The 22660-nt window shown below is 39.2% G+C and carries 17 protein-coding genes and 2 tRNA genes; 12 read left to right on the top strand and 7 right to left on the bottom strand.

The genetic code is table 11. The annotated features are described in order from the left end of the window. Positions 1-47 precede the first annotated feature (47 nt). From LC115_07525 to LC115_07500, 6 genes are all read right to left on the bottom strand, one after another. The gene (locus LC115_07525) at positions 48-806 is read right to left on the bottom strand and encodes a succinate dehydrogenase/fumarate reductase iron-sulfur subunit (GenBank protein MCZ2356520.1); all 759 of its coding nucleotides are present in this window, start codon (positions 804-806) and stop codon (positions 48-50) included. Then, positions 806-2716: a fumarate reductase/succinate dehydrogenase flavoprotein subunit gene (locus LC115_07520; protein MCZ2356519.1), complete on the bottom strand. Its 1911-nt coding sequence runs from the start codon at positions 2714-2716 to the stop codon at positions 806-808. Before LC115_07520 ends, LC115_07525 begins: the two co-directional genes overlap by 1 nt. Before the next feature lie 21 nt (positions 2717-2737). Further along, on the bottom strand, positions 2738-3412 hold the full coding sequence (locus tag LC115_07515; GenBank protein ID MCZ2356518.1) for a succinate dehydrogenase cytochrome b subunit: 675 nt from the start codon (positions 3410-3412) through the stop codon (positions 2738-2740). Positions 3413-3498: 86 nt separating this feature from the next. Next, positions 3499-4965 carry an AMP-binding protein gene (locus LC115_07510; GenBank protein MCZ2356517.1) on the bottom strand — a complete coding sequence of 489 codons (1467 nt, stop codon included), beginning with the start codon at positions 4963-4965 and terminating at the stop codon, positions 3499-3501. Between the two features lie 22 nt (positions 4966-4987). Next, positions 4988-5791: an SH3 domain-containing protein gene (locus LC115_07505; protein ID MCZ2356516.1), complete on the bottom strand. Its 804-nt coding sequence runs from the start codon at positions 5789-5791 to the stop codon at positions 4988-4990. Between the two features lie 107 nt (positions 5792-5898). Then, a tRNA-Val gene (locus LC115_07500) sits at positions 5899-5973 on the bottom strand. 194 nt (positions 5974-6167) lie between these two features. Here LC115_07500 and LC115_07495 point away from each other — a divergent pair. From LC115_07495 to LC115_07455, 9 genes are all read left to right on the top strand, one after another. Beyond that, the gene (locus LC115_07495) at positions 6168-6902 is read left to right on the top strand and encodes a Bax inhibitor-1/YccA family protein (protein ID MCZ2356515.1); all 735 of its coding nucleotides are present in this window, start codon (positions 6168-6170) and stop codon (positions 6900-6902) included. A 372-nt stretch (positions 6903-7274) separates the two neighbouring features. Continuing rightward, positions 7275-7348, top strand: a tRNA-Arg gene (locus LC115_07490). Positions 7349-7674: 326 nt separating this feature from the next. Then, positions 7675-10647, top strand: a complete 2973-nt coding sequence (locus tag LC115_07485; protein MCZ2356514.1) for a gliding motility-associated C-terminal domain-containing protein — start codon at positions 7675-7677, stop codon at positions 10645-10647. Between the two features lie 59 nt (positions 10648-10706). Continuing rightward, positions 10707-12617 carry a peptidase M61 gene (locus LC115_07480; protein ID MCZ2356513.1) on the top strand — a complete coding sequence of 637 codons (1911 nt, stop codon included), beginning with the start codon at positions 10707-10709 and terminating at the stop codon, positions 12615-12617. Between the two features lie 109 nt (positions 12618-12726). Further along, positions 12727-14112 (top strand): peptide MFS transporter, encoded by a 1386-nt coding sequence (locus LC115_07475; protein MCZ2356512.1) that lies wholly within the window; start codon positions 12727-12729, stop codon positions 14110-14112. Positions 14113-14183: 71 nt separating this feature from the next. After that, positions 14184-15443 (top strand): M20/M25/M40 family metallo-hydrolase, encoded by a 1260-nt coding sequence (locus LC115_07470; GenBank protein MCZ2356511.1) that lies wholly within the window; start codon positions 14184-14186, stop codon positions 15441-15443. 22 nt (positions 15444-15465) lie between these two features. Next, positions 15466-16152 (top strand): SDR family oxidoreductase, encoded by a 687-nt coding sequence (locus tag LC115_07465; GenBank protein MCZ2356510.1) that lies wholly within the window; start codon positions 15466-15468, stop codon positions 16150-16152. Between the two features lie 79 nt (positions 16153-16231). Further along, entirely contained in the window at positions 16232-17374 is a 1143-nt protein-coding gene (locus tag LC115_07460; GenBank protein MCZ2356509.1) for an acyl-CoA dehydrogenase family protein, read from the top strand. Continuing rightward, complete coding sequence (locus LC115_07455; GenBank protein ID MCZ2356508.1) at positions 17374-17889, top strand: hypothetical protein; 516 nt, start codon at positions 17374-17376, stop codon at positions 17887-17889. The genes LC115_07460 and LC115_07455 overlap by 1 nt, the downstream gene beginning before the upstream one ends. A gap of 83 nt (positions 17890-17972) precedes the next feature. On the opposite strand, the gene ssb is transcribed toward LC115_07455, so the two are convergent. Further along, the gene (gene ssb / locus LC115_07450; GenBank protein MCZ2356507.1) at positions 17973-18329 is read right to left on the bottom strand and encodes a single-stranded DNA-binding protein; all 357 of its coding nucleotides are present in this window, start codon (positions 18327-18329) and stop codon (positions 17973-17975) included. A gap of 283 nt (positions 18330-18612) precedes the next feature. Between ssb and LC115_07445 the strand changes: the two genes are divergently transcribed. From LC115_07445 to ruvC, 3 genes are read left to right on the top strand one after another with little or no spacing between them, the layout of a single operon-like run. After that, a complete protein-coding gene (locus LC115_07445) occupies positions 18613-20097 on the top strand; it encodes an aspartate aminotransferase family protein (GenBank protein MCZ2356506.1) in 1485 nt (494 codons plus the stop codon). Continuing rightward, entirely contained in the window at positions 20094-22073 is a 1980-nt protein-coding gene (locus LC115_07440; GenBank protein ID MCZ2356505.1) for a DUF3352 domain-containing protein, read from the top strand. The genes LC115_07445 and LC115_07440 overlap by 4 nt, the downstream gene beginning before the upstream one ends. Beyond that, the gene (ruvC, locus tag LC115_07435) at positions 22054-22650 is read left to right on the top strand and encodes a crossover junction endodeoxyribonuclease RuvC (protein ID MCZ2356504.1); all 597 of its coding nucleotides are present in this window, start codon (positions 22054-22056) and stop codon (positions 22648-22650) included. The genes LC115_07440 and ruvC overlap by 20 nt, the downstream gene beginning before the upstream one ends. Positions 22651-22660: the final 10 nt, after the last annotated feature.

Below are 22660 nucleotides of genomic sequence, written 5' to 3'. Positions count from 1 at the left end.
GATAAAATTGTTGGTAATACGTTGCAGTTATTTGGGTACTGCTGTTATCAAAGTAAATCTAATGTAGCCGAGATGAACTCACGGTTCATTTTTGCGATGTTCGTTACTGAAATTCCTTTGGGGCATTCAGCTTCACAGGCACCGGTATTGGTGCAGTTACCAAAGCCTTCGGCATCCATTTGGGCGACCATAGCTTCCACCCGTTTTCTTCTTTCGGGTGCGCCTTGCGGCAAAATGGCTAACTGATTTACCTTTGCAGACACAAAAAGCATAGCAGAAGCATTTTTGCAGGCAGCTACACATGCTCCACAGCCAATACAAGCCGCAGAATCAAAGGCTTGGTCTGCAAGCTCTTTTCCAATTAAGATTGCGTTAGCATCTACGGCAGCACCGGTATTGACAGAAACAAAACCGCCGACAGCCATGATTCTGTCAAATGCAGACCTATCTGTAACTAAGTCTTTAATAACCGGAAAGGCTTTTGCTCGCCAAGGTTCTATGTAAATAACCTCACCGTCTGGGAAGTTACGCATAAATAGCTGGCAAGTAGTCGTTTTTTGTAGCGGCCCATGTGGGCGACCGTTTATGTATAAGCTACACATTCCACAAATACCTTCTCTGCAATCGTGATCAAAGGCTACTGGGTCTCCTCCGGATTTCAAAATAGACTCATTAACAATATCTAACATTTCCAAAAAAGATGTATCTGGAGAAATATTGCTTGCCTTATATTCTTGCAAAGATCCAGACTGATTTGCGGAAGATTGCCTCCAAATTCGAAGTGTGTAATTACGAGTGGCACTCATTATTTATAGCTGCGTTTAGTAGGTTTAACATAATCAAAAACAAGGTCTTCCTTATGTAAGACAGGTTCATTTCCTTCGCCTTGATATTGCCATGCGGCAACGTAGGTGAAGTTTTCGTCATCGCGCTTAGCTTCTCCGTCTTCCTGATATTCTTCGCGGAAATGGCCACCGCAGGATTCTTTGCGGTGTAATGCGTCAATAACCATAAGTTCTCCCAGTTCCAAAAAGTCTGACACGCGCAAGGCTTTTTCAAGAGTTACATTTAGTTCTTGTGCATTTCCCGGAATGAGTACATTTTTCCAAAAGTCTTCACGTAAAGCACGGATTTGAGCTTTGGCATATTCTAAACCTTTTTCATTTCTGGCCATACCACAGTAGTCCCACATGATTTTGCCGAGTTCACGGTGGTATTCATCGGGTGTTTTTTTTCCTTTAATACTCAGAAGTAACTTAATTCTATCATTAACTTCCTGAACTGCTTGCTGAAAGGCGGGATGATTTGCGGCGATGGTTGCGGAAGATTCACCGGCGAGGTAATTTCCGAGAGTATAAGGAATTACGAAATATCCGTCTGCAAGGCCTTGCATTAAGGCACTTGCTCCTAATCTATTGGCTCCGTGGTCAGAAAAATTAGCTTCACCAAGGGCAAAAAGTCCGGGAACGGTAGTCATCAGGTTGTAATCAACCCAGAGGCCGCCCATTGTGTAGTGAACTGCTGGATAAATCCGCATGGGAGTTTTATAAGGATCTTCATTTGTAATGTGTTCATACATTTCAAACAAGTTTCCGTAACGTTCTTTGATTTTGTCATCTCCCAGCCGGCTGATTGCGTCTGCGAAATCTAAGTAAACGGCCATCTTAGAGGGGCCAACGCCTTTTCCGAGGTCGCATTGTTCTTTGGCAGCTCTGGAGGCTATATCTCGTGGCACTAAATTACCAAAGGCGGGGTATTTTCGCTCTAAATAATAATCTCTGTCATTTTCGGGAATATCCTGTGGTTTTCGGGTATCATTGGGGTTTTTGGGTACCCATACGCGGCCGTCATTCCGTAAGGATTCGGACATAAGGGTTAGTTTTGACTGGTAATCACCGCTTACGGGAATACAAGTTGGGTGAATTTGGGTGTAGCAGGGGTTTCCAAAGAATGCTCCTTTTTTGTGGGCTTTCCATGTTGCGGTTACGTTTGAGCCTTTTGCGTTTGTAGAAAGATAAAATACGTTTCCGTAGCCGCCTGTGCAAAGTAAAACGGCATGAGCGTGGTGAGCAGAAACTTCGCCTGTTTTTAAATCTCTGACAACAATTCCTCTACATTTGCCGTCAATAATAATGAGGTCTAAGAGTTCTGTTCTGGGGTGCATTTTTACCGTACCTAAGCCAATCTGACGGCTTAGAGCGGAATAAGCTCCTAATAAAAGTTGTTGACCTGTTTGCCCCTGTGCATAAAAAGTTCTGGATACCTGTGTGCCGCCAAAGGAACGGTTATCTAAGGTTCCGCCGTATTCACGGGCAAATGGAACACCTTGCGCAACGCATTGGTCAATAATATTGACGCTGACTTCGGCTAAGCGATAAATATTTCCTTCTCGTCCTCGATAATCGCCTCCTTTTACTGTATCATAAAATAGCCGGTAAACGCTATCTCCGTCATTTTTATAGTTTTTGGCAGCATTGATACCTCCTTGTGCAGCTATGGAGTGGGCGCGGCGTGGGCTATCTTGGAAACAGAATGCACTCACTTGATAGCCTAATTCGGCTAAGGTTGCGGCTGCTGATGCCCCTGCAAGACCTGTTCCTACTACAATAACTTCAAACTTTCGCTTATTGGCCGGATTTACTAAGCGAATCGAAGACTTATATCGCTTCCATTTCTCTTCAATAGTTCCTTCCGGTATCTTAGACTCTAAATTCATGTTTGATATTATTTTTCCTAATTAATTTAAGAATGATTTTATGAAGAAAAATAATGGGATAGATGCGTATCCTGCAAATATCCCAAAGGCAAATATTTTTCCTAAGAGTTTAATGCGTTGATGAAAAGCACTTGTGGAGCTGTTTAAGCCTAATGTTTGAAAAGCACTTTGGAAACCATGACTTAGATGGAAGGCTAAAAAAACCATACAAGTAACATAAAACAGCACATAATACCAGCATTCAAACGCATTTTTTACGGTTTCGTACATTGTTTCCCCCGGTTCTCCAAAACGATGTTTGGCAAAGAAGTTTAATAAATGAACTACCACGAATATCAATATTACCATTCCGGTAGGTCCCATAATTCTTGAGAATACACTTGAATTGGCGTTAGGGTTAGAAAAGGTATATTTTTGGGGTCTGGCTTCGTTGTTTTCGCGTAACAACTTGATCGCAAAGAAAATATGGAATCCAATACCTGCTACTAATACAAGTTCCATAATTCGGATAAGCGGGCTATGTGCCATAAAATCTGCATAAGTATTAAACGCAGAGCCACCATCGGATTTGAGAAGCAGAAAGTTTCCGCTTAAATGAACAATTAAAAATGAGCATAAAAAAAGACCTGTTATGCCCACCATCAGCTTTTTGCCGATAGATGCCGCATAAAAAGGTCTGCTTTTTGTAGTTATCATATCTCCTAACTTCCTATTATTTTAGGCAACAAAGGTAAGTTTTCTTTTTGGAATTATTATCAAAAAAACCATAATTTTTGGGAGCGTTATTCTTTGTTGCTTGAGCTGGTATATCGGTATAAAAAACCGTCTTTTACATGGAATCTGCCGCTTACAATAACTCCTTCCTTAGCAAGGCTACCTTCTGTTGGCCGGTTTGAGGTCTCTTCACCTTTTAAAATTATTCTCCCCAAAGAAATTTGCTCACTATCGCTTTTTTCCTGTTGGTCAAGTTTGAGAATATGTTGAATATCTTTAAATATTTTACCAATAGAATATGTTTTCTTTTCATTGGGGGTATTAACTGCCCAGAATCCGGCAACCGCAGCATCCGAAGAGCCAATAAATACTTGAATGCCAAGGGTTTCTAAAATAAGTTGAGAATCTGGTCGAAGTTTTAAATCATTGGTAATAATGATGATATTTTTCTTCCCGATTAGTTGCTGTTTTAGTTTTCTTAAAACATACTGGTATGAAAACCACTTTCGGGCTTTAATTCCGATGGGAGGGGAGAGTTGTTTATCAAGATATGAGGTGTATTGAACATTTGTTTTGAATCCGGATTGTGCTACTTTTTTAGATAACCAGTTTAAGTAATTTACTTTATTTGTTATCCATGTAGCAAAAAGATTCATTGCAGATCCATTGGTTATCAGCACTTTTATATCTTCTTTAGATAGTATTTTGAGTGCTCTGGGGGATATTTTCAAGAACCACACAACATTGAAATAACTCATGGCTGCATAAACCCCAATTGTTCTTAGGTGAGGTTCTGCCGGGGATTTTAGTAAGCCGATATTGCTCTTTTGTGGGAAATTTTTGAATGTATCTAACCAACGTATGATTGCTTTTAGATAGTTCGTGTGTGAAATATAATATCCGCTAAAGTTATTTTTAGAATCTCGATTCCATTCAATGCAATAAATATCATTTGAGTTTATGTTTTCTCGAACAGAGCGTATTAGTGCTACATCTTCTCTCCAGAAATTTTTTCCAAGTTCTATGGCTATTTCGGCAGTAATAATTTTGTCATCTTCTGAAATTTCGTCATAGTGTTCTGTCCAAACAACAGCTATTTGGTCTTTGGGTAGCGGAAATATTTCGTTTTGAAAGTATTTGAATAGCTTATAGCTGGTGAAGATTATAACTTTGGAGGGAAGTGTTTGGGTTATTTTCTTTAGCTGTGGGATGGGGATATCTGCCGGTAGTAGAGATAGTATTGCGCCTGCATAGGTTACGGATAAGCTGCTTAATATACTGGTAGGGGTGTTTTCTGCGATTATAGTTACTACATCCGTTTTTTTTACACCTTGCTGTACCAAAAAGGCTGCTAAACATTGCTGGCGTGCATGGATTTCTTTAAAAGAATATTCTGTTTTTTTACCATCTGGGCTAACACTCACAAAGGCTACGTTTTCGGAAATATTCTGCCCGTAGCAAAATTCCCAATGCTGAACCATATTTTTGAGTTTTTTAAGCCCGTCTTTGGGGTCTGTACCCAAAATAAGAGACATAAATCTATTTTTGAGGCATCCGTTAATCTGCCGATGTTAGGTGTAGTAAGATTAGTTTAGGGATTCTGGCGTGAACTTGGTACATTAAAAATCCATATTCATGTTTTCCGTTTGCGGTATTCCAATAGACAAATTCTCCGTAGGTTTCATCTATATCCGGAATTTTTTCCCAGCTAACAAATGATCCTTTTTTAGTGGCCTTTAGGGTAACTTCGTGAACTTCGTCATCTACCATTCCTTCTGGTGAGATATTTTCGGAAGTGTAGGTTAGGGTATATTTCAGCGCTCCGTTTTCTAAACTTACCTGTAATGTTGAAATATTAGAAGCTAAGGCAGCTTGATATTTCCCTACGTATTCAACGTCCGGTAAACTCCAGACGTGCAAAGAATCTCCCGGTACACGTAAGTCTTCGATGTCATTATTATAAGTAAAGGCAGGGTAGTGCTTGTCGTGGATAATATTAATAATATCACTGCTTTCACGGGGGGATTTAATACGTGCATTGGGGTGGTCTGCCGGAATAGATTCTTGGGTAAGAGAATCTACCAAAGTTGCCTCCGTTTTAGGGCGGTTATCATAAAAATTTGCCAAATAATATCCTAATACCCAGCCGGTCTTTTTCTTAAAGGTTACTTGTACCCAATCAGATATTTTTTCGGTAATTATATTATTGTCAGCATCTTTCTCTACAAACTTGACTTTTCCTGGCATTTCAGCGGAGCAATGCAATGTTGTTCCATACAGCAAATCCATCATTACCTTTGAAGATGTATCCGGTTTTTCATAGAGTTTAATTCCATCTAATTGGGTAACATATTTAACCACAGATATTTTTTTAGGTTCTGGTTTGCAAGAAGTTAATAAAAAAAAACCTGCTAATACAGAGAGACTGTATTGGATGAACCGAAAAGACCAAAGGTATCTCATTGCTGTGGGATGTATTGGATTCGAACCAATGGCCCCTACCCTGTCAAGATAGTGCTCTAAACCTACTGAGCTAACATCCCTTAATTAACCGCGCAAAGTTACGGTTTTGTTTGTATCTAAACTTAAAAAATAGAAAAATTATGTACTTAAATAACCGGTATATTATAGCTATTATTAGCAAATGCTGTATTATTTTGTTCTGCTATTTTGGCAGGCTGAAACATTTTGCATGGTTTTTGCGTTTATATTTGCAACCAAGTTTAACTATTATATTATGAATAATTATTACGGACAACAGCGGTGGAATGAATATGATAAACCCACAGAGCATCTTTCTACAGGAGTAATAAATGATTTCCTACGAATGGTTTATTTTATTATGTCTGCGGGATTGGTAATTACTGGATTTTCTGCATACTTATTTGCCAATTATATGGAGACTAACGCAGAATTTATGCTCACGGTATTTACAACACCTTTAAAATATGTATTAATGTTTGCTCCATTAGCGTTTGTATTAGTGTTGAGTTTTGGTATTAATCGTATGAGTTATTCAATGGCTACATTGCTATTTGGTGCTTACGCGGTAGTAATGGGTTTGAGTTTATCTTTTATCTTTTTAGTTTACACAAGTGGCTCTATAGCAGCTACATTTTTTACTGCTGCCGGTACTTTTGGGGCAATGGCCTTTATCGGAATGTTTACTAAGATGGATTTAAGTAAAGTAGGTTCCTACGCTATGATGGCCTTAATTGGAATTATCATCGCTTCAATTATCAATATTTGGATAGGTAGTTCTACACTTGCCTTTATCGTAAGTATTTTAGGAGTGCTTATTTTTTGCGCTCTTACTGCCTATGATACCCAAAAAATCATGCGTATGGGACTTAGCCTAAACCCTACTAGTGATGAAGCCCGCAAAGGAGCAATTATCGGAGCTTTAACTTTATACTTAGACTTCATCAACCTATTCCTATACTTACTTCGGTTTATGGGTAATCGCCGCTAAAATAGCTATAACTTTTAAATAATATAAAAATAATATAAAATAGAGAGGGCTGACCAACAGAGTTTGGCCAGTCCCTCTCTATTTTATAGCTCCATGCTTATGGGTAACCGGTTGATTTCCAAATATAGAATTGCTTAAAATCACGTTATACTTACTCTGATTTGAGAAAGTCTGTTTTGTTTCAAATCAATTCCAAAAAATGAATTTTAGAACTTTCTTAAAAAAAGAAATCACACTGAAAACAATCAAGTTGGGTAGCTTAACCAAGCATTTTGGGGCATCTTTTAGTATTGTCAAAAATATTGATAGAAAATTCAGCCTAAAAAAGTAACCACGAATCCTCAAAAAGTGTTAGCTTTGCGGCTTAAATAAGCACTCGTAGCTCAGCTGGATAGAGTGTCAGCCTCCGGAGCTGAAGGTCCTGCGTTCGAATCGCAGCGAGTGTACAACTTTTACTTGAAATACGCTTGATTTTGAGTATTGTTTTGTATCTATAAAATACAAATGCAGTTTCAATATTATACAAACCTCCAAGTACAAAAGTGCAAGTCTTTCTTCTTATTAAGAAGTAAAAAGATTAACAACAAGCAACACTAATGCTGAGATTTTTTTTAGCTAAAAATCCCAGCAAAGCCTTTAATAGAATGAAATCCGCTGTTATCATTATTTTTTCGCAGCAAGTTTATATCTGTTATACATTCTAAACCACAGCCGGAAATTGCTTACCTGTATTAAGAAACTACTTTTAAGTATCGGGATCATAATCTGTTCTTTGCCCCGTCTATATGCTACCCACATTGCCGGCGCAGAGTTCAATTATACCTGCTTAGGAGGTGATTTCTATGACTTTACACTCACCTTATACCGTGATTGCATTAATGGAGAAGCTCCCTTTGATGACCCTATTGAAGTGTTTATTTTCTTAGGTGATAACAATCAATTGTACAAGGTGTTGCAAATCTATAAGCCTTTGCAAACGCCTCAGTTGCAGATGAATAACTTAGGTGCTTGTGTTGCGAGGACTCCTGATATTTGTGTACAAGTTGGGCGTTATCAGTGGCGGATGGATATGCCTGCCCGTGTGGGGGGATACTATATTGGCTGGGCGCGTTGCTGCCGAAATAAAACGATACGCAACTTATACAACCCGCTTGAACGGGGGATTACCTTTATCACATTTATTCCGGGGCCCGAAGTCGCTGCCTGTAATTCCCAACCTAAATTTCGTGAATTACCACCTGTTTTTTTATGCAATAAACAATGGTTAAGTTTTGACCATAGCGCAATAGATCCTGACGGTGATTCCTTAGTTTATGAACTTGTGCGCCCCTATGACGGGCTAAATATACAAGGCTTAGGGGTTGATAACACCCAGTTGAACCCCGGTGCTAATCCGCCGGATGTGTACCTAAATAATCCTCGCCGGATTCCTGCCAGCAATCCGATGGGGCCACCGCCTTACCTAACTACTCCTTTCAATATTGGGTACTCTTATCTACAACCCTTTGGCCCGGGCAGCACCACTATTCTGAACCCACAAACCGGATTCTTGCAGATTTACCCAACAGAAACTGGACTTTTTGTGGTGGCTATCGCCGTTTTTGAATACCGTAATGGCAAATTAATCAGTGAAAGCCGCCGAGATTTCCAATTTGTTGTCTTAAACTGTCAAATCCAAGAAGCAGCCCCTACTATTAAGCACAATTTAAGCGGGCTTACTACTCAACAAGATACGATAATGGTAGCCGGCGGCGAACCATTCTGCTATCAGCTAACGATTGCGGATGGCTTTAACCGCCGAGGTTTACAAGGACGTGGAATTAGTTCTGCCTTCGGAAATACGCTGTTCTCAACTCCGTATGCAAGTCCGGCTAATATCTTCACAGCCTCAGATAGTATCACAACGTCCATTTGTTGGCAACCTTCTTGTAAATATATTGGCCAAACTATTCCGTTGGTTTATATGGCTTGGGACGTTGCAGACTGTGCGAATTACAATCGTGTTTTTGATACCGTTTGGGTAAAAATAACCACACCATTACCCGTAGAACTATCATTAGGCACCACTTTTCCTATAAATTTTTCGGCTCATCATGACACGATTATTTTAAAACCGGATGAATCTCCCTGCATAAAATTCTCCCTAAAACGAACTTCAAAAACCGGTAAAATCAACCAACTTTTGGTAAAAACAAGTAGATTAGGAACAGCACTAACCAATATTTTTATCCAAAATGATTCTACCTTAACCGGAGAATTTTGCTACAAGCCTACTTGCGCCGCACAAGGAATGGTTGATTATGTTATCTTGACTGGATTAGCGCACAATTCCTGCGAAGAGATAACTACCGTTCAGGATACCATTTATTTTCAGATAATTCCTCCTGAAAACCCGCGTCCTACGTTGCAGCTTTCTCTGAATAACTTAGTTACATCAGGAGATACCGTTTTATTAAATCCGGATTCAGCATTTTGCGCAGCTATATTGATTACAGACAGCCTTCCGGCAAGCCGCTTATTTACGGCTATTCGGGTAGTTAGCTCTACCGGAGAATCTACTAACAATACGCCGATGCTATATTGGACTACCCAAACACCAATTCTCTGGCAAGGAAAAGCCTGCTGGAAAGCACCTTGCGGATACACCCCCGCAACCTTTTACGTTATCATCAGCTTAATAGACTCAAGTGCTTGTTCGCAAGATTATGTTATTACAGATACCCTAAAAGTTCGGTTAATTCCTCCTATTTTAATCAAGCCAGTTTTAACGGCCCAGTTTGGCTCAATTCCGGCACAAAATGATACCCTTCTCTACCGTGCGAATCAACGAAATTGCTTTAATCTAATTTTAACAGATATACAGCCAAATTACCCCGGAACATTAGACCTGACGGTAACTGCTTACACCCCTTCCGGAGTAAGTATTCCTGTGGAAATTTTTACCCAAAAAGACAGCTTAAACCTTCATACAACTATCTGCTGGAGACCAACTTGTGATTTTTTTCAAAATTATATCCTGCTGAATATCATCGGAAAAAAATCATTTTTATGTGAGCCGGTTTCCTTCGTGAATGACAGTATTTGGATTTGGGTAGATGAATTAGCCAGTCGTCCGCCTATAATTTCGCATCACGTTACCAAGCCATATATTTTGCCAAACACGGTGAGTGTAACTGTTGGCGAAAAATTTTGCTACCAAATAAAAGTAACAGACCCGGATACAGTCTCACTGCTAACCATTGAACCTATCGGTGAATCATGGGATGATGATTTTAGCTTCGGGAGCAATACTTTTATTGAAGATACTACTTTGGGAAATCCACTTAGTGTAACAGTTTGCTTAGAACCCAATTGTTATGCAGCAGATAAGTTGATTTCTGTGCGGTTTTGCTCTACCGATACCACAAATTGTTCCAGCCAAGTACAGGTTTGCGATACCCTGCAAATACAAGTAGGTCATTGCAATATTAGTTATGTTAATGTTTTTACGCCAAACGGAGATGGAATAAATGATTTTTTTCAACCAACTGATTTAGAGGGTGTTGAAAATTATTCTTTATTTATTTTTGATAGGTGGGGGAACTTGGTTTTTTCTGGAACAAATAAGCCAAAATGGGACGGGATGTATTCCGGTTCTATTGTAGCAGAAGGGGTTTATTACTATAAAGTTGATTATCAATTTTATAGTGGGATCGGAAAACTTCTGTATGGTAGCAAAACGGGGTCTGTTACCGTTTTACGTTAAAACCTTTGGGGGTCTAAAAGCCACCTATTCATGATGTTCTTTGCATAAATCCGGTATTTTTGCCACTGTTTTGGCACAGCTTAGCAAGACTTAGAGAAATGGTACTTCATCCGGTTACAGAAAAAAGAAACAAACTGTTTATTACAGCAATTTTTAATCTGCTGTTACTGCTTAGTTTTTTGAGTCTTAGAGGGCAGGTTTGTCGGGTAAATATTGACTTGCGTTCTGTGCAAAAGGACCAACTTACGGTAGAATTAACGGCTCCCGAACAAGGACGAAAACGTTTTTGTTTCCCCAAAATAGTTCCGGGTACTTATGCAATTTATGATTTTGGGCGTTTTGTAAAAGATGTTCAAGCCTTTGATTCAATAGGTAACAAAATTATTATCAGTCGCTTAAATGCTAATGTGTGGGAAACTGAAAAAAATATTCATAAAATCACATATCGAGTAGATGATACTTTTGATGCAAGTGCTTTCGATAATTTTGTGTTTCAGCCGGCAGGGAGCAGCTTTGAAAAAGATTCTGCTTTCGTGTTAAATCCTTACACAACAGTTGGTTTTTTTGAGGGTCATGAAGAGGATGATTATGAGCTATCCATCAAATATCCAGAAGGATTTTATGCCAGTACGTCATTACCCGGCAAGATAGTTTCCGGTAGCGAAACGGTTTTCTTTACCCCGTCTTATTATGAACTCGCCGATAATCCGATTCTATTTTGTGTTCCGGATACCCAAACTCTTCAATTATCCAATACCACTGTTTTAGTTTCTGTCTATTCTCCTGACAATAAGAAATATGCGAAACAAATTACCGAACATATTCAGGATGTACTCAAAGCGATAGAGCGTTATATGGGCGGAAAATTACCCGTATCGCAATATTCTTTTTTGATATACTTATTTGATCCGTCTAACAAACGCAGTTACCGATACGGAGCTTTGGAGCATAACCACTCCTCGATGTATTATCTGCCCATTGAAGACAGTGAAGAATTATCGCGGATTATCAAAGAGTTTGCTGCACATGAATTTTTTCATATACTAACACCGCTGAACATTCACTCCAAAGAAATTGCCTATTTTGATTTTTTAGAGCCTAAAATGTCCAGACATTTATGGCTCTATGAAGGAATTACGGAATATCAAGCGCAACATTGTTTGATGATGTACGGCCTTATCCGTTATGATGAGTTTTGGAGCCAAATCCAGCAAAAAATACAAAATAGCCGCACAATGTATCAAGATAAACTCCCATTCACCGAAATGAGCTTAGGGGTTTTGTCAAAATATGAAAAACAATATGATAATGTTTATGAAAAAGGTGCTTTGATTGGGCTTTGCTTAGATATTTTACTGCGAGATCTTTCACAAGGAGAAATGGGCTTGCAACATCTTTTGCGAAAATTATCACAGAATTTCGGCGCAGAAAAACCCTTTGAAGACTCCACCCTCTTTAAAGTTATTGAAGAATATACCTTTCCCGAAGTTGGAACCTTTCTCCAAAAATATGTAGCCGGCAAAGAACCACTCCCCCTAAATGAAATATTCAACAAAATAGGAGTCCAATATTATGACCAATTTGAATCAGAGTCGTTTTCTCTCGGAAATATTACCCTAAGTGTAAACTTAGAAAATAACCGGCTGATAATAAGCTCTCTAAAGGATATTGATAACTTTGGCAAACAGTTTGGTTTTAAAATTGGTGATGAGCTTATTTTATTTAACGGAAAGCCAATTGATGTGGAAAATTATAGCCAGTTATTTAGAGAGTGGCTACGGCAGGTTCGCAGTGGAGATGAACTTCAAATAGTGGTAAACCGACCAGCCAAAAATAATAAACCTAAATTAATCACACTCTCAGCCAAAGCGGTAGTTATCAAAAAAGAAGAACGTTTTGCTGTAAAATCACTTAAAAATCCAACTACTAACCAGCTAAAAATACGTAACGCTTGGCTAAAACCTTACTGAAAAAAAAGATACAATTCATTTCTAAGGATATTTTCTTATGAAAAGTTAATGAGAAATCATACTGTAAGCAAAAAATATTCTACTTTTGCCCAAGTCAAGGTTTTATATCGTGGAAACAAACACAACAGAAAAAGGGCATCCTAAAGGATTATACCTGCTTTTTGCAACAGAGATGGCCGAGCGTTTCAGCTATTATGGAATGCGCGCCATTTTTACGTTATTTTTAGTAAAGGCGTTGTTATGGACCAAAGAACAGGCATCTGATTTGTATGGAAACTACACCGGTTTAGTATATCTAACACCGTTATTAGGGGGCTATTTGTCAGATAACTTTTGGGGAAACCGAAAATCCATTATCATTGGTGGGCTTATGATGGCTATAGGCCAGTTTTTAATGTTTGCTTCCGGCTTAATCTATGAAAATCCCGGTACAGCAGTACCAATAATGTATCTCGGTTTAGCTGCACTTATTTTAGGTAACGGATTCTTTAAGCCCAATATTTCCACAATGGTTGGCTCTTTGTATCGGGAAGGGGACTCTCGGCGGGATTCTGCCTTTACTATCTTCTACATGGGGATTAACTTAGGCGCTTTCTTTTCTCCGTTAGTATGTGGTTCTCTGGGAGATACAGGGAATCCTGCTGATTTTAAATGGGGGTTTCTTACCGCCGGCTTAGGAATGCTTGTTTCCTTAGGAGTATTTATCGCCTTAAAAGACCAATACATCAAAGGCCCTGATGGCACTCCCGTTGGTTTACCACCTGCATCCAAAGCCAAAGGTGAAGGCGGAGCAGCCAAAGCTCCACTGACCAAACAAGAAAAAGAACGTATTGCCGTAATTTTTATCCTGTCATTTTTTGTGATATTTTTCTGGGCAGCTTTTGAGCAGGCAGGAGCATCACTTACTTTCTTTGCCGAAGAACAAACCGACCGAAACCTTTTTGGTAAGGTTATACCGGCATCATTCTTTCAGTCTATCAACGCATTAGCAATATTTATATTTGCTCCACTATTTGCTTGGCTATGGACCAAACTGAATAAAGCCGGTTTGGAACCTTCCTCCCCCCTAAAAATGGCAATCGGCTTATTCCTACTCTCTATGGGATACCTAATAATAGCTTTCGGTGTTAAAGGTATAGAGCCGGGTGTCAAAGTAAGTATGCTTTGGTTAGTAACCATGTATTTAATGCACACTTTTGGGGAGCTTTCATTATCGCCAATTGGGCTTTCTATGGTTACCAAGCTCTCACCCCCACAATTTGGTTCATTACTTATGGGTGTTTGGTTTTTATCTACTGCCCTTGCAAACAAATTTGCCGGTGTGTTAAGTAGCTATTATCCAGAAGCAGGCAAAGCATTTCCGGTTTTCTTAGGCTACGAAATAGACAGCTTATACGCCTTTTTTATGCTGTTTATGACCATGTCATTAATAGCTTCCGGTGTCTTGTTTCTCAGCTACAAAAAATTACTGCAAATGATGCACGGCGTTCAGTAGCCATAATACTGAAATAAAAGTAATTCATTTTCAATAATTTATCCGCAAACGGAGTTTAAATCTGAGTTGTTATGTTTGCTATTAAGTTTAATATCAAGTTTAATTTACTAACTATTTTCTGTGCGTTTGTAGTTTATGCTCATGCGCAGATTTTAGACAATGCTTGTCCTGACCGGCTAAAAAGTGATATTGGCTTTTTAGCTTCGGATAAACTCAAAGGGCGGGGCAGCGGCTCTAAAGAAGAAAAAAAAGCTGCTAAATATATTGCCGCACGCTTCCAAAAATTAGGATTAAAACCGGTAGATAAAGATTATTTGCTCCCTTTTTCTTTCAAAACGCCCAAAAATCCACATAGCACAGCTACCGAAGGCACACCAACCCGAACGGCTTACAATGTTGCCGCTAAGTTAGATAACGGCGCTAAATTCACTGTTGTATTGGGAGCGCATTATGACCATTTAGGGCTTGGGCATGACCATAACTCGCTGGAAGCTAATCCTGAAGGAAAAATCCATAATGGCGCAGATGATAATGCCTCCGGCACAGCCGGCATCCTCGAACTTGCCCGTTACTTTTCTCAAAATAACATCCAAGAACCATTCAACATTATATTTGTCTGCTTTAGCGCAGAAGAGCTTGGCCTAATCGGTTCTAAAAAATTCTGCGAACTCCCTGTAATTCAACCAGATAATATTAACTTTATGTTTAACCTCGATATGGTCGGGCGGTTGAATGAACATACACGCTCCTTGATGATTTATGGCGTGGGCACTTCCCCACATTGGATTCCGCTGATTCAAAATATATCCAATACTTTTTCTATTAAAACGGATAGCAGTGGAATAGGCCCATCAGACCATACTTCTTTTTATCTAAAAAAAATTCCCGTTCTATTTTTCTTTACCGGGCAGCACAGCGACTACCATAAACCCAGCGATGATGTTGAAAAAATAAATTTTTCAGGCGAAAAAGATGTGTTAGAGTTTATTATCCAGATAATTGAACTTGGCACAAAACAATATCCAGATAAATTTCCCTACTTAGAAACACGCGCTCCGGAGAGCAGCGGGGTAAGGTTTAAAGTAACTTTAGGGATTATGCCTGATTATAGCTATGACGGTAATGGGCTTCGGGTGGATGGAGTTACCAAAGATAAACCCGCTGCCAAAGCCGGCATCCAAGCCGGTGATATTATCATAGCTCTGGGAGAAAATACCGTTACCAATGTGGAAACCTATATGAAAGCCTTAGCTACATTTCAAGCAGGTAACAAAACAACAGTTGTTGTTCTCAGAGGAGATAAAAAACTAACTTTACCTGTAGAATTTTGATTTTTATAATCTCTTTTAACCCATGAAAAAAGCTTTCGTTACCGGAATCACCAAAGGCATTGGAAAAGCAATAGCGTTAGCTTTGCTACAAGCAGGCTACGAGGTAAGCGGCTGCGCACGGCAAGGTACTGCTTTTCAGGCATTTCAAACAGAAAACCCAAATTGCATACTATATCCAGTTGATTTAGCAGATTCTTCAGCACGGCAAAAGTTCTGCACTTCTCTAAAAGAATTGCCGGCCTTCGATATTTGGATAAATAATGTCGGCATCTTTTTCTCAGGAGAATTTTGGAAAGAAAGTGCAACTGACTTTGGTAAGCAATGGCAACTCAATGTAGTAACGCCTTATGAATTAACCCAAGCGGTCTTGCCGGCGATGATAACCCGTAAACAAGGTACTATTCTCAACATTGTGAGCATAGCTGCCCGTGAAATATTACCTAACTGTGTGGGCTATACCACCACTAAATTTGCCTTAGACGGCTTTACCAGATCACTACGGGAAGAGTTACGCCCACACCAAATTCGCGTAATAGGTGTTTATCCAGCCTCAACACAAACCGAAAGCTGGGGAGATTCTTCTTTCCCTAACGGAAGACTTTTAAACCCTAACGAAATCGCAAAGATGATTGTCTCAGCACTTTCGCTTCCTGAATACGCCGTAACCGAAGAAATACAAATCCGTAGCATCTTTGGGAATCTACCCTAAAAATTAAAATAACTACACCCCAATTATTGTAGCAACCAACACCTAAAAAATGTATTTTTGCACGAGAATATAAACTGTTATGCTATTTGAACTGTCCGAAGAACATACCATGATTCAACAATCTACGCGGGATTTTGCAAGAAACATCTTGCTGCCGGGAGTTATTGAACGTGATAATAACCAGACGTTTCCTCAAGAATTAGTATTGGAGATGGGCAAAATGGGCTATCTTGGCCTAATGGTTTCACCGGAATATGGCGGCCAAGGATTAGACACAATATCCTATGTGCTGGTAATGGAGGAGTTATCAAAGTTAGATGCCTCTGCTTCCGTTATGGTTTCGGTAAATAATTCATTAGTTTGCTGGGGCTTGGAAACCTATGGAACAGAAGAGCAAAAACGTAAATATCTTGTTCCCTTAGCACAAGGAACTGATATTGGTGCTTTTTGCTTATCAGAGCCGGAAGCCGGTAGCGATGCTACTGCCCAACGCACTACCGCTATTGACAAAGGAGACCACTACGTAGTAAACGGCACTAAAAACTGGATAACCAACGGAGGACGCGCCAAAACTTATTTAGTTATGTGCCAAACAGACCGAAATAAAGGACATCACGGAATCAATTGCCTGATTATAGAACGTGGTATGAAAGGCTTTGAAATCGGCCCCAAAGAAGATAAACTTGGAATACGCGGCTCAGATACACATACTTTGCAGTTTAATGACGTTATTGTTCCCAAAGAAAACCGAATAGGTGAAGACGGCTTTGGCTTCAAGTTTGCCATGAAAACGTTGTCAGGAGGGCGTATAGGCATAGCTGCACAAGCTCTCGGAATTGGGGCAGGTGCCTATGATTTTGCCGTAGAATATGCAAAACAGCGGAAAGCCTTCGGAACAGAAATCGCTAATCATCAAGCTATTCAGTTTAAATTAGCTAATATGGCCACAGAAGTGGACGCTGCCAGATTGTTAGTATGGAAAGCTGCCCACGACAAAGATATGCACGCCAATTATGACTTATCCGGATCTATGGCTAAATACTATGCCTCTAAAATGGCTAATTACGTAGCTACAGAAGCCGTTCAGATTCATGGCGGTAATGGATACGTCAAAGAATACCACGTAGAACGGTTATTTAGGGATGCAAAAATTACAGAGATTTACGAGGGAACTACCGAGATACAAAAAATTGTTATATCAAGAGCTTTAACTACATCGTGATGAAACTTAAACCAACTATTTTTCAAATTTCCGTTATTATTTTATTGGCAGCCTTTGCGCGCCTAATTCCACATCCGCCAAATTTTACTCCCATAGGCGCAATGGCCTTACTTGGCGGGATGTTTCTCTCCGGAACAGTTCTGCCGATAGTGATTCCATTAGCAGCAGTCTTTCTCTCTGATTTATGGATAGGCTTCCATGAAACGATGCTGTTTGTCTATATCGGGGTGGTTCTAACTACTTTTATCGGAAAGTGGATAGCCTCAATTACTTGGAAAAAAACGATATTAGCTTCATTATTAGCAAGTATTGTATTTTTTATACTTACAAATTTGGGAGTTTGGCTCACAACCGGTATGTATGCACCTAATTTATCCGGCTTATTTATGTGCTATGCAGCAGCCATTCCATTTTTCCATTATTCCTTACTGGGAGACTTATTCTTCGTTAGTTTACTGAGTGGGCTGATTATCTTCATTGCCTCCTTTCAAAGACAACCGAGCAAAGCAGTCTAATAACTTCACAATATTGTAGTAACCCTAAAAGTAAAGATTTTTGATACTTTTAGGGCTACTGTTGTTTTTTTAGAAGGGCTATTTTACAACGGTGGTTGTTGAGTTTCGGTTTTTTTATCCAGCATAATAAAGCTATCACCCACAATTTCTGTTATATATCTTTTATTACCGGCTTTATCTTCATAGCTGCGGGATTTTATCTTACCTTCAAGATAAATAGTACTTCCTTTTCTTAGGTATTTTTCAGCTAACTCTGCTAAATTACGCCAAAGCAAAATGTTATGCCACTCTGCTTCTGAATGTAAAATACCTTTATCATCTTTGTAACTTTCAGACGTAGCTAATGAGAACTTAGCTAAAGTAACACCACCTTCAAGAGTCTGAATTTCAGGATCTTTTCCCAATTTTCCAATTAATAAAACTTTATTTAATCCGCGCATGGCCAAAAATTACCCAAATTTATGTAAAAAATTTTATACATATACAAACTATCTTCTAAATCCTCCATATAAGACACTGAGAACCATGGCTGTATCATAATAAACAATTCATTGGTGGAACATTAGAATTATTATACTGTAAATTACTATCAAGTTGATAGCTATTTACTTAAAAAAAACTAAATAGTTCGCGTAGCAGTTGATTATTTTGTTTATCACGATGGTACAGTTATTATACAAAAATGCTTTAAATTTGGAAATTAAAGTGCGTTAATTTACGCCTATGGAATCAACAAAAATTATATTTCCCCAAAACAAAACCTTAAAAAGCACTATTTTTTCCCGTATGGAAGAATCCGCTAAGCAAGATGTTGTATGGAAAAAAGGAAGAACATTCAGTTTGGTATATTACCCGGGAGAGGAGATTTTGCAATTTGCAAAAGAAGCCTATACTCGTTTTTTCTGTGAAAACGGTCTAAATATCAGTGCTTTCCCAAGCCTTCGGAAATTTGAAACAGAAACAGTATCTATGGTTGGAGATTTACTCAATTTGCCCCAAAATGGAGCCGGGAGTATGACTGCCGGAGGTACCGAAAGTATTTTGATGGCGGTATTTGCTGCCCGCGAGCGTGCATGTGCCTACAAAACCCACATTCAGAAACCGGAAATAATAGTCCCTGTCTCTGTACACCCCGCCTTCGATAAAGCAGCTCATTACTTTAACCTTACCATTCATCATGCTCCACTGCGCCCAGACGGCAGAGTGGATACTGAAGCTGTCCGAAAAATAATTAATCCAAATACCATTTTGATAGTAGGTTCATCTCCTTCTTATCCGCATGGGCTTGTTGATCCAATTGCTGAGTTGGGAGACCTTGCCGTAGAATACGACATCTGGCTTCATGTAGATGCTTGTGTTGGGGGTATGCTGCTCCCTTTTGTAGAGAAATTAGGCTATCCGATTCCGGTATTTGATTTTCGGGTTCCGGGAGTGCGCTCTATGTCTGTTGATTTACATAAGTACGGATATTGCCCAAAGGGAACATCGGTCGTTTTGTACCGAGATAAAAGCTATCGCAGGCATCAGTTCTTTGCTTATACAGAGTGGACGGGCGGACTTTATGCTTCTGCCACCATAACGGGTACCCGACCAGGAGGCGCAATAGCCTCTGCATGGGCTTTAATCAACCACTTAGGAATAGAGGGCTACTTAGAACTCACCAAATCAGTGATGGATGCCAGCCTTAAAATCCAAGAAGCTGTAAAAAAAATATCCGGTTTATATGTGATTTCAAACCCAGAAGCTACTGTACTTGCCCTCGCTTCAGATAAATTTGACATCTATCAGGTAGCAGATGAACTCACCTTAAAAGGCTGGGCATTAGATAGACAGCAACTTCCGCCATCTATACACCTAACAATCTCATTCGGAAATACCCCTTTTGTTGATGAATTTATTAATGACCTATCCTTAGCCTGCGAAAAAGTACAAAAATTTAGCCTTAATAAAGTTTCAAACAAAGTAGTAGTAGGAATAGCCAAAACACTAACCCGACTATTACCGGAAAAAGTAGTTAGCAAATTAACTTCCTTTGGTAGCAATATGGGTGGTGAAGGAATACCCAAACGGCAAGCAGCTATGTATGGAATGATGGGAGTTCTTCCCAATCGGGGCGATTTACATACCATAGTGCTGGATATGTTGGATAAACTAAACACTCCTACTCCCCAAGATATAGATACTCAAAATGACAAAAAATCACCATGAAAGTAGCTAAATGGCTTTTTTTCTTGTTGGTAATAGCCGGTTTGGGTTACGTAGGATATTTATATTTCCTAAAAAAAACACCGGCTACGCGCTCATGGGGCTTAGTACCTGCCAATACTGTGTTTGTGGTAGAAACCCATGAACCTATCCAAGCATGGAACACACTTCGGCAAACTAACTTTTGGAAACATCTGAGAACCCACCCGGAATTTGCAGAAATAAATAATAGCTGCCTCTTCTTAGATTCCCTAATCCAGCAAAATGAAAGTACGCTTAGTTTCTTAGGCTCCAGACAATTGTTAATATCAGCCCATTTAACCCGCCTTAAAGATTACGACTTCCTGTATATCGTTGATTTACAAGAAATTAGCAAAATATATTTTTTAGGAAAGCTAATTAGAACGATTGCCGGTCAGCAAGGATTTAAAGTTACAGAACGATCTTTTCAAGGAAATGAACTGATTGAACTCTATGACCCCAAAAATCGAGATATTCTTACTTTATGCTTATATCAAAATTATCTATTAGCAAGCTATACTCCGTCTTTGGTAGAAGCCTCTCTCGAAGCAGCCCAAAATCCAACCTTAGCTACTGACCCTAATCTACTTAAAACACAACAACTTACAGAAACCGGCTTAGCTAATCTCTATATCCAATTTAACCGCTTTGATGATTATCTCAGAATTTATTTTCAAGATGACGATCATTTTACCAAAGATTTAGCTACAATGCTTTCCTTTGCCGGTATCCAAATCAATTTAGACAACCAAGAAGTGTGGTTAGAAGGAGCTATTTTGCTCAATGACACCAACCAAACATACTTTCATGCACTACAAGGTGTTTCTCCTGCTGAACCATTGATACACAATATTTTACCAACCAATACTGCTTTATATTGCAGTATTGGTTTTGAAGATTGGGATACATTTTGGCAAGCATTAAAAAAGCAATATAATGAGGGCAACGCAAAGACCTCTAATTGGCAAAAAAACTTAGACAAAATACAGAAATGGCTTAATTATGACCTTGAAAAGCATTTTTTATCTTGGATTGGGCAGGAAATAGCATTGGCAGTTATCCCAAAATCCAATTCCACCAAGCCGGGCCATCTAATGGTGCTGCATACAGCAGAACCCGACAAAGCAAAAATAGGATTAGACCTGATGGTCAGGCAGGTAAAAAGAAAAACACCCCTAAAATTTGACCTACTTGACTATAACGGCCATGACATTCGTTACCTCGAAATAAAAGGACTCTTCAAACTACTATTTGGAAAGTTATTTGCCAGTTTTGACAGACCTTTTTTTGCTACCGTTGGTAACTTTGTTCTGTTTTCCAATGACTTAGAAACCCTTAAAGCGACCTTAGACAGCTACAACAGTGAAAAAATTCTGGCTAAGAAGACAGATTATTCTGCCTTTTGGAAAAATACACCTGCGAAATCAACTATTCGGGCATATTGGTATATGCCATCTCTGTACCGCATAATCCCGAACTATGTTTCCAAAGAAAACTTATCCGGCATCGAAAAAAATGCTCCTTACATCCAAGCATTCCGAAATGGAGGCATCCACTGGGCAAGCCAAGAAGACCATTACTCAATGAAGTTCGGCTTTCACTACCAAGCCGAAGACACTATCCTGAAAAATACACAAGCCGCCACCTCTGAACCAGACTCAAGCACGCAAGAAGAAATATCAAACAATCTAAACAACAATGATTTAGATAAAGAAAAACAAAATGGTAAATATGTTGAAGATTATCCCGATAAAACCCATAAAATTGTTGCTAACTACAAAGATGGCCGCTTACACGGGAAATACACATTTTACCACCCTAACGGAAAAAAAGCTGAAACCGGTTATTACCAAAATGGACAAAAAGTAGGAACTTGGCGTTACTACTCTGAATCAGGAAAACTAACCGAAAAAAAACGTTATTCTGATGACATCTTTGATGACGACGAAAGAAACTAATACCATTGTGTTGGGCGTTGACCCCGGAACGCAAATTACCGGTTATGCCGTAGCCGCTATGAAAGCAAATAGCCTCGAACTTATTACCATCGGCGTACTTCATCTTGAAAAAACAGAACAATCTGATTATGAGAAATTTGGAACCCTTTTTGAACAGCTAAATAATATCATTCAGCAATTTCAGCCCCACTATTTTGCCATAGAATCTCCCTTTTATGGAAAAAATATACAAACACTTTTAAAGTTAGGCCGTGTACAGGGAATCGCTATGGCAACTGCCTTGCAGCATAAACTCCCTATTTTTGAATATGCCCCCAGAAAAATCAAACAATCTGTAACCGGTAATGGAAACACCACCAAAGAACAAGTCGCGTTTGTACTCCAAAAACTATTCGGAAACCAATTTCCTACCGAAAAACTATTATTAGATGCTACCGATGCCTTAGCCGTTGCTGTATGCCACCTATTTCAGTACCAAACTGAAAAAACCTTAAACCCAAAAACATCATCACGAAAGCCTAAAGCCAACAGTAATTGGGAAAACTTTGTAAAAGAAAACCCATCCCGAATTACGTGATTTTTTGTAA

Source organism: Bacteroidia bacterium, assembly GCA_026932145.1.
Taxonomy (GTDB): Bacteria; Bacteroidota; Bacteroidia; order J057; family JAIXKT01; genus JAIXKT01.
Note: the sequence above shows the minus strand (reverse complement) of the source record. Positions and strands in the feature narration are given on the sequence as shown.

Bases quoted from the DNA above. Each gene is read 5' to 3' on its own strand.
- LC115_07525 (MCZ2356520.1), bottom strand. From the start codon at position 806: ATGAGTGCCACTCGTAATTACACACTTCGAATTTGGAGGCAATCTTCC.
- LC115_07520 (MCZ2356519.1), bottom strand. From the start codon at position 2,716: ATGAATTTAGAGTCTAAGATACCGGAAGGAACTATTGAAGAGAAATGG.
- LC115_07515 (MCZ2356518.1), bottom strand. From the start codon at position 3,412: ATGATAACTACAAAAAGCAGACCTTTTTATGCGGCATCTATCGGCAAA.
- LC115_07510 (MCZ2356517.1), bottom strand. From the start codon at position 4,965: ATGTCTCTTATTTTGGGTACAGACCCCAAAGACGGGCTTAAAAAACTC.
- LC115_07495 (MCZ2356515.1), top strand. From the start codon at position 6,168: ATGAATAATTATTACGGACAACAGCGGTGGAATGAATATGATAAACCC.
- LC115_07470 (MCZ2356511.1), top strand. From the start codon at position 14,184: ATGTTTGCTATTAAGTTTAATATCAAGTTTAATTTACTAACTATTTTC.
- LC115_07465 (MCZ2356510.1), top strand. From the start codon at position 15,466: ATGAAAAAAGCTTTCGTTACCGGAATCACCAAAGGCATTGGAAAAGCA.
- LC115_07460 (MCZ2356509.1), top strand. From the start codon at position 16,232: ATGCTATTTGAACTGTCCGAAGAACATACCATGATTCAACAATCTACG.
- LC115_07455 (MCZ2356508.1), top strand. From the start codon at position 17,374: ATGAAACTTAAACCAACTATTTTTCAAATTTCCGTTATTATTTTATTG.
- ssb (MCZ2356507.1), bottom strand. From the start codon at position 18,329: ATGCGCGGATTAAATAAAGTTTTATTAATTGGAAAATTGGGAAAAGAT.
- LC115_07445 (MCZ2356506.1), top strand. From the start codon at position 18,613: ATGGAATCAACAAAAATTATATTTCCCCAAAACAAAACCTTAAAAAGC.
- LC115_07440 (MCZ2356505.1), top strand. From the start codon at position 20,094: ATGAAAGTAGCTAAATGGCTTTTTTTCTTGTTGGTAATAGCCGGTTTG.
- ruvC (MCZ2356504.1), top strand. From the start codon at position 22,054: ATGACGACGAAAGAAACTAATACCATTGTGTTGGGCGTTGACCCCGGA.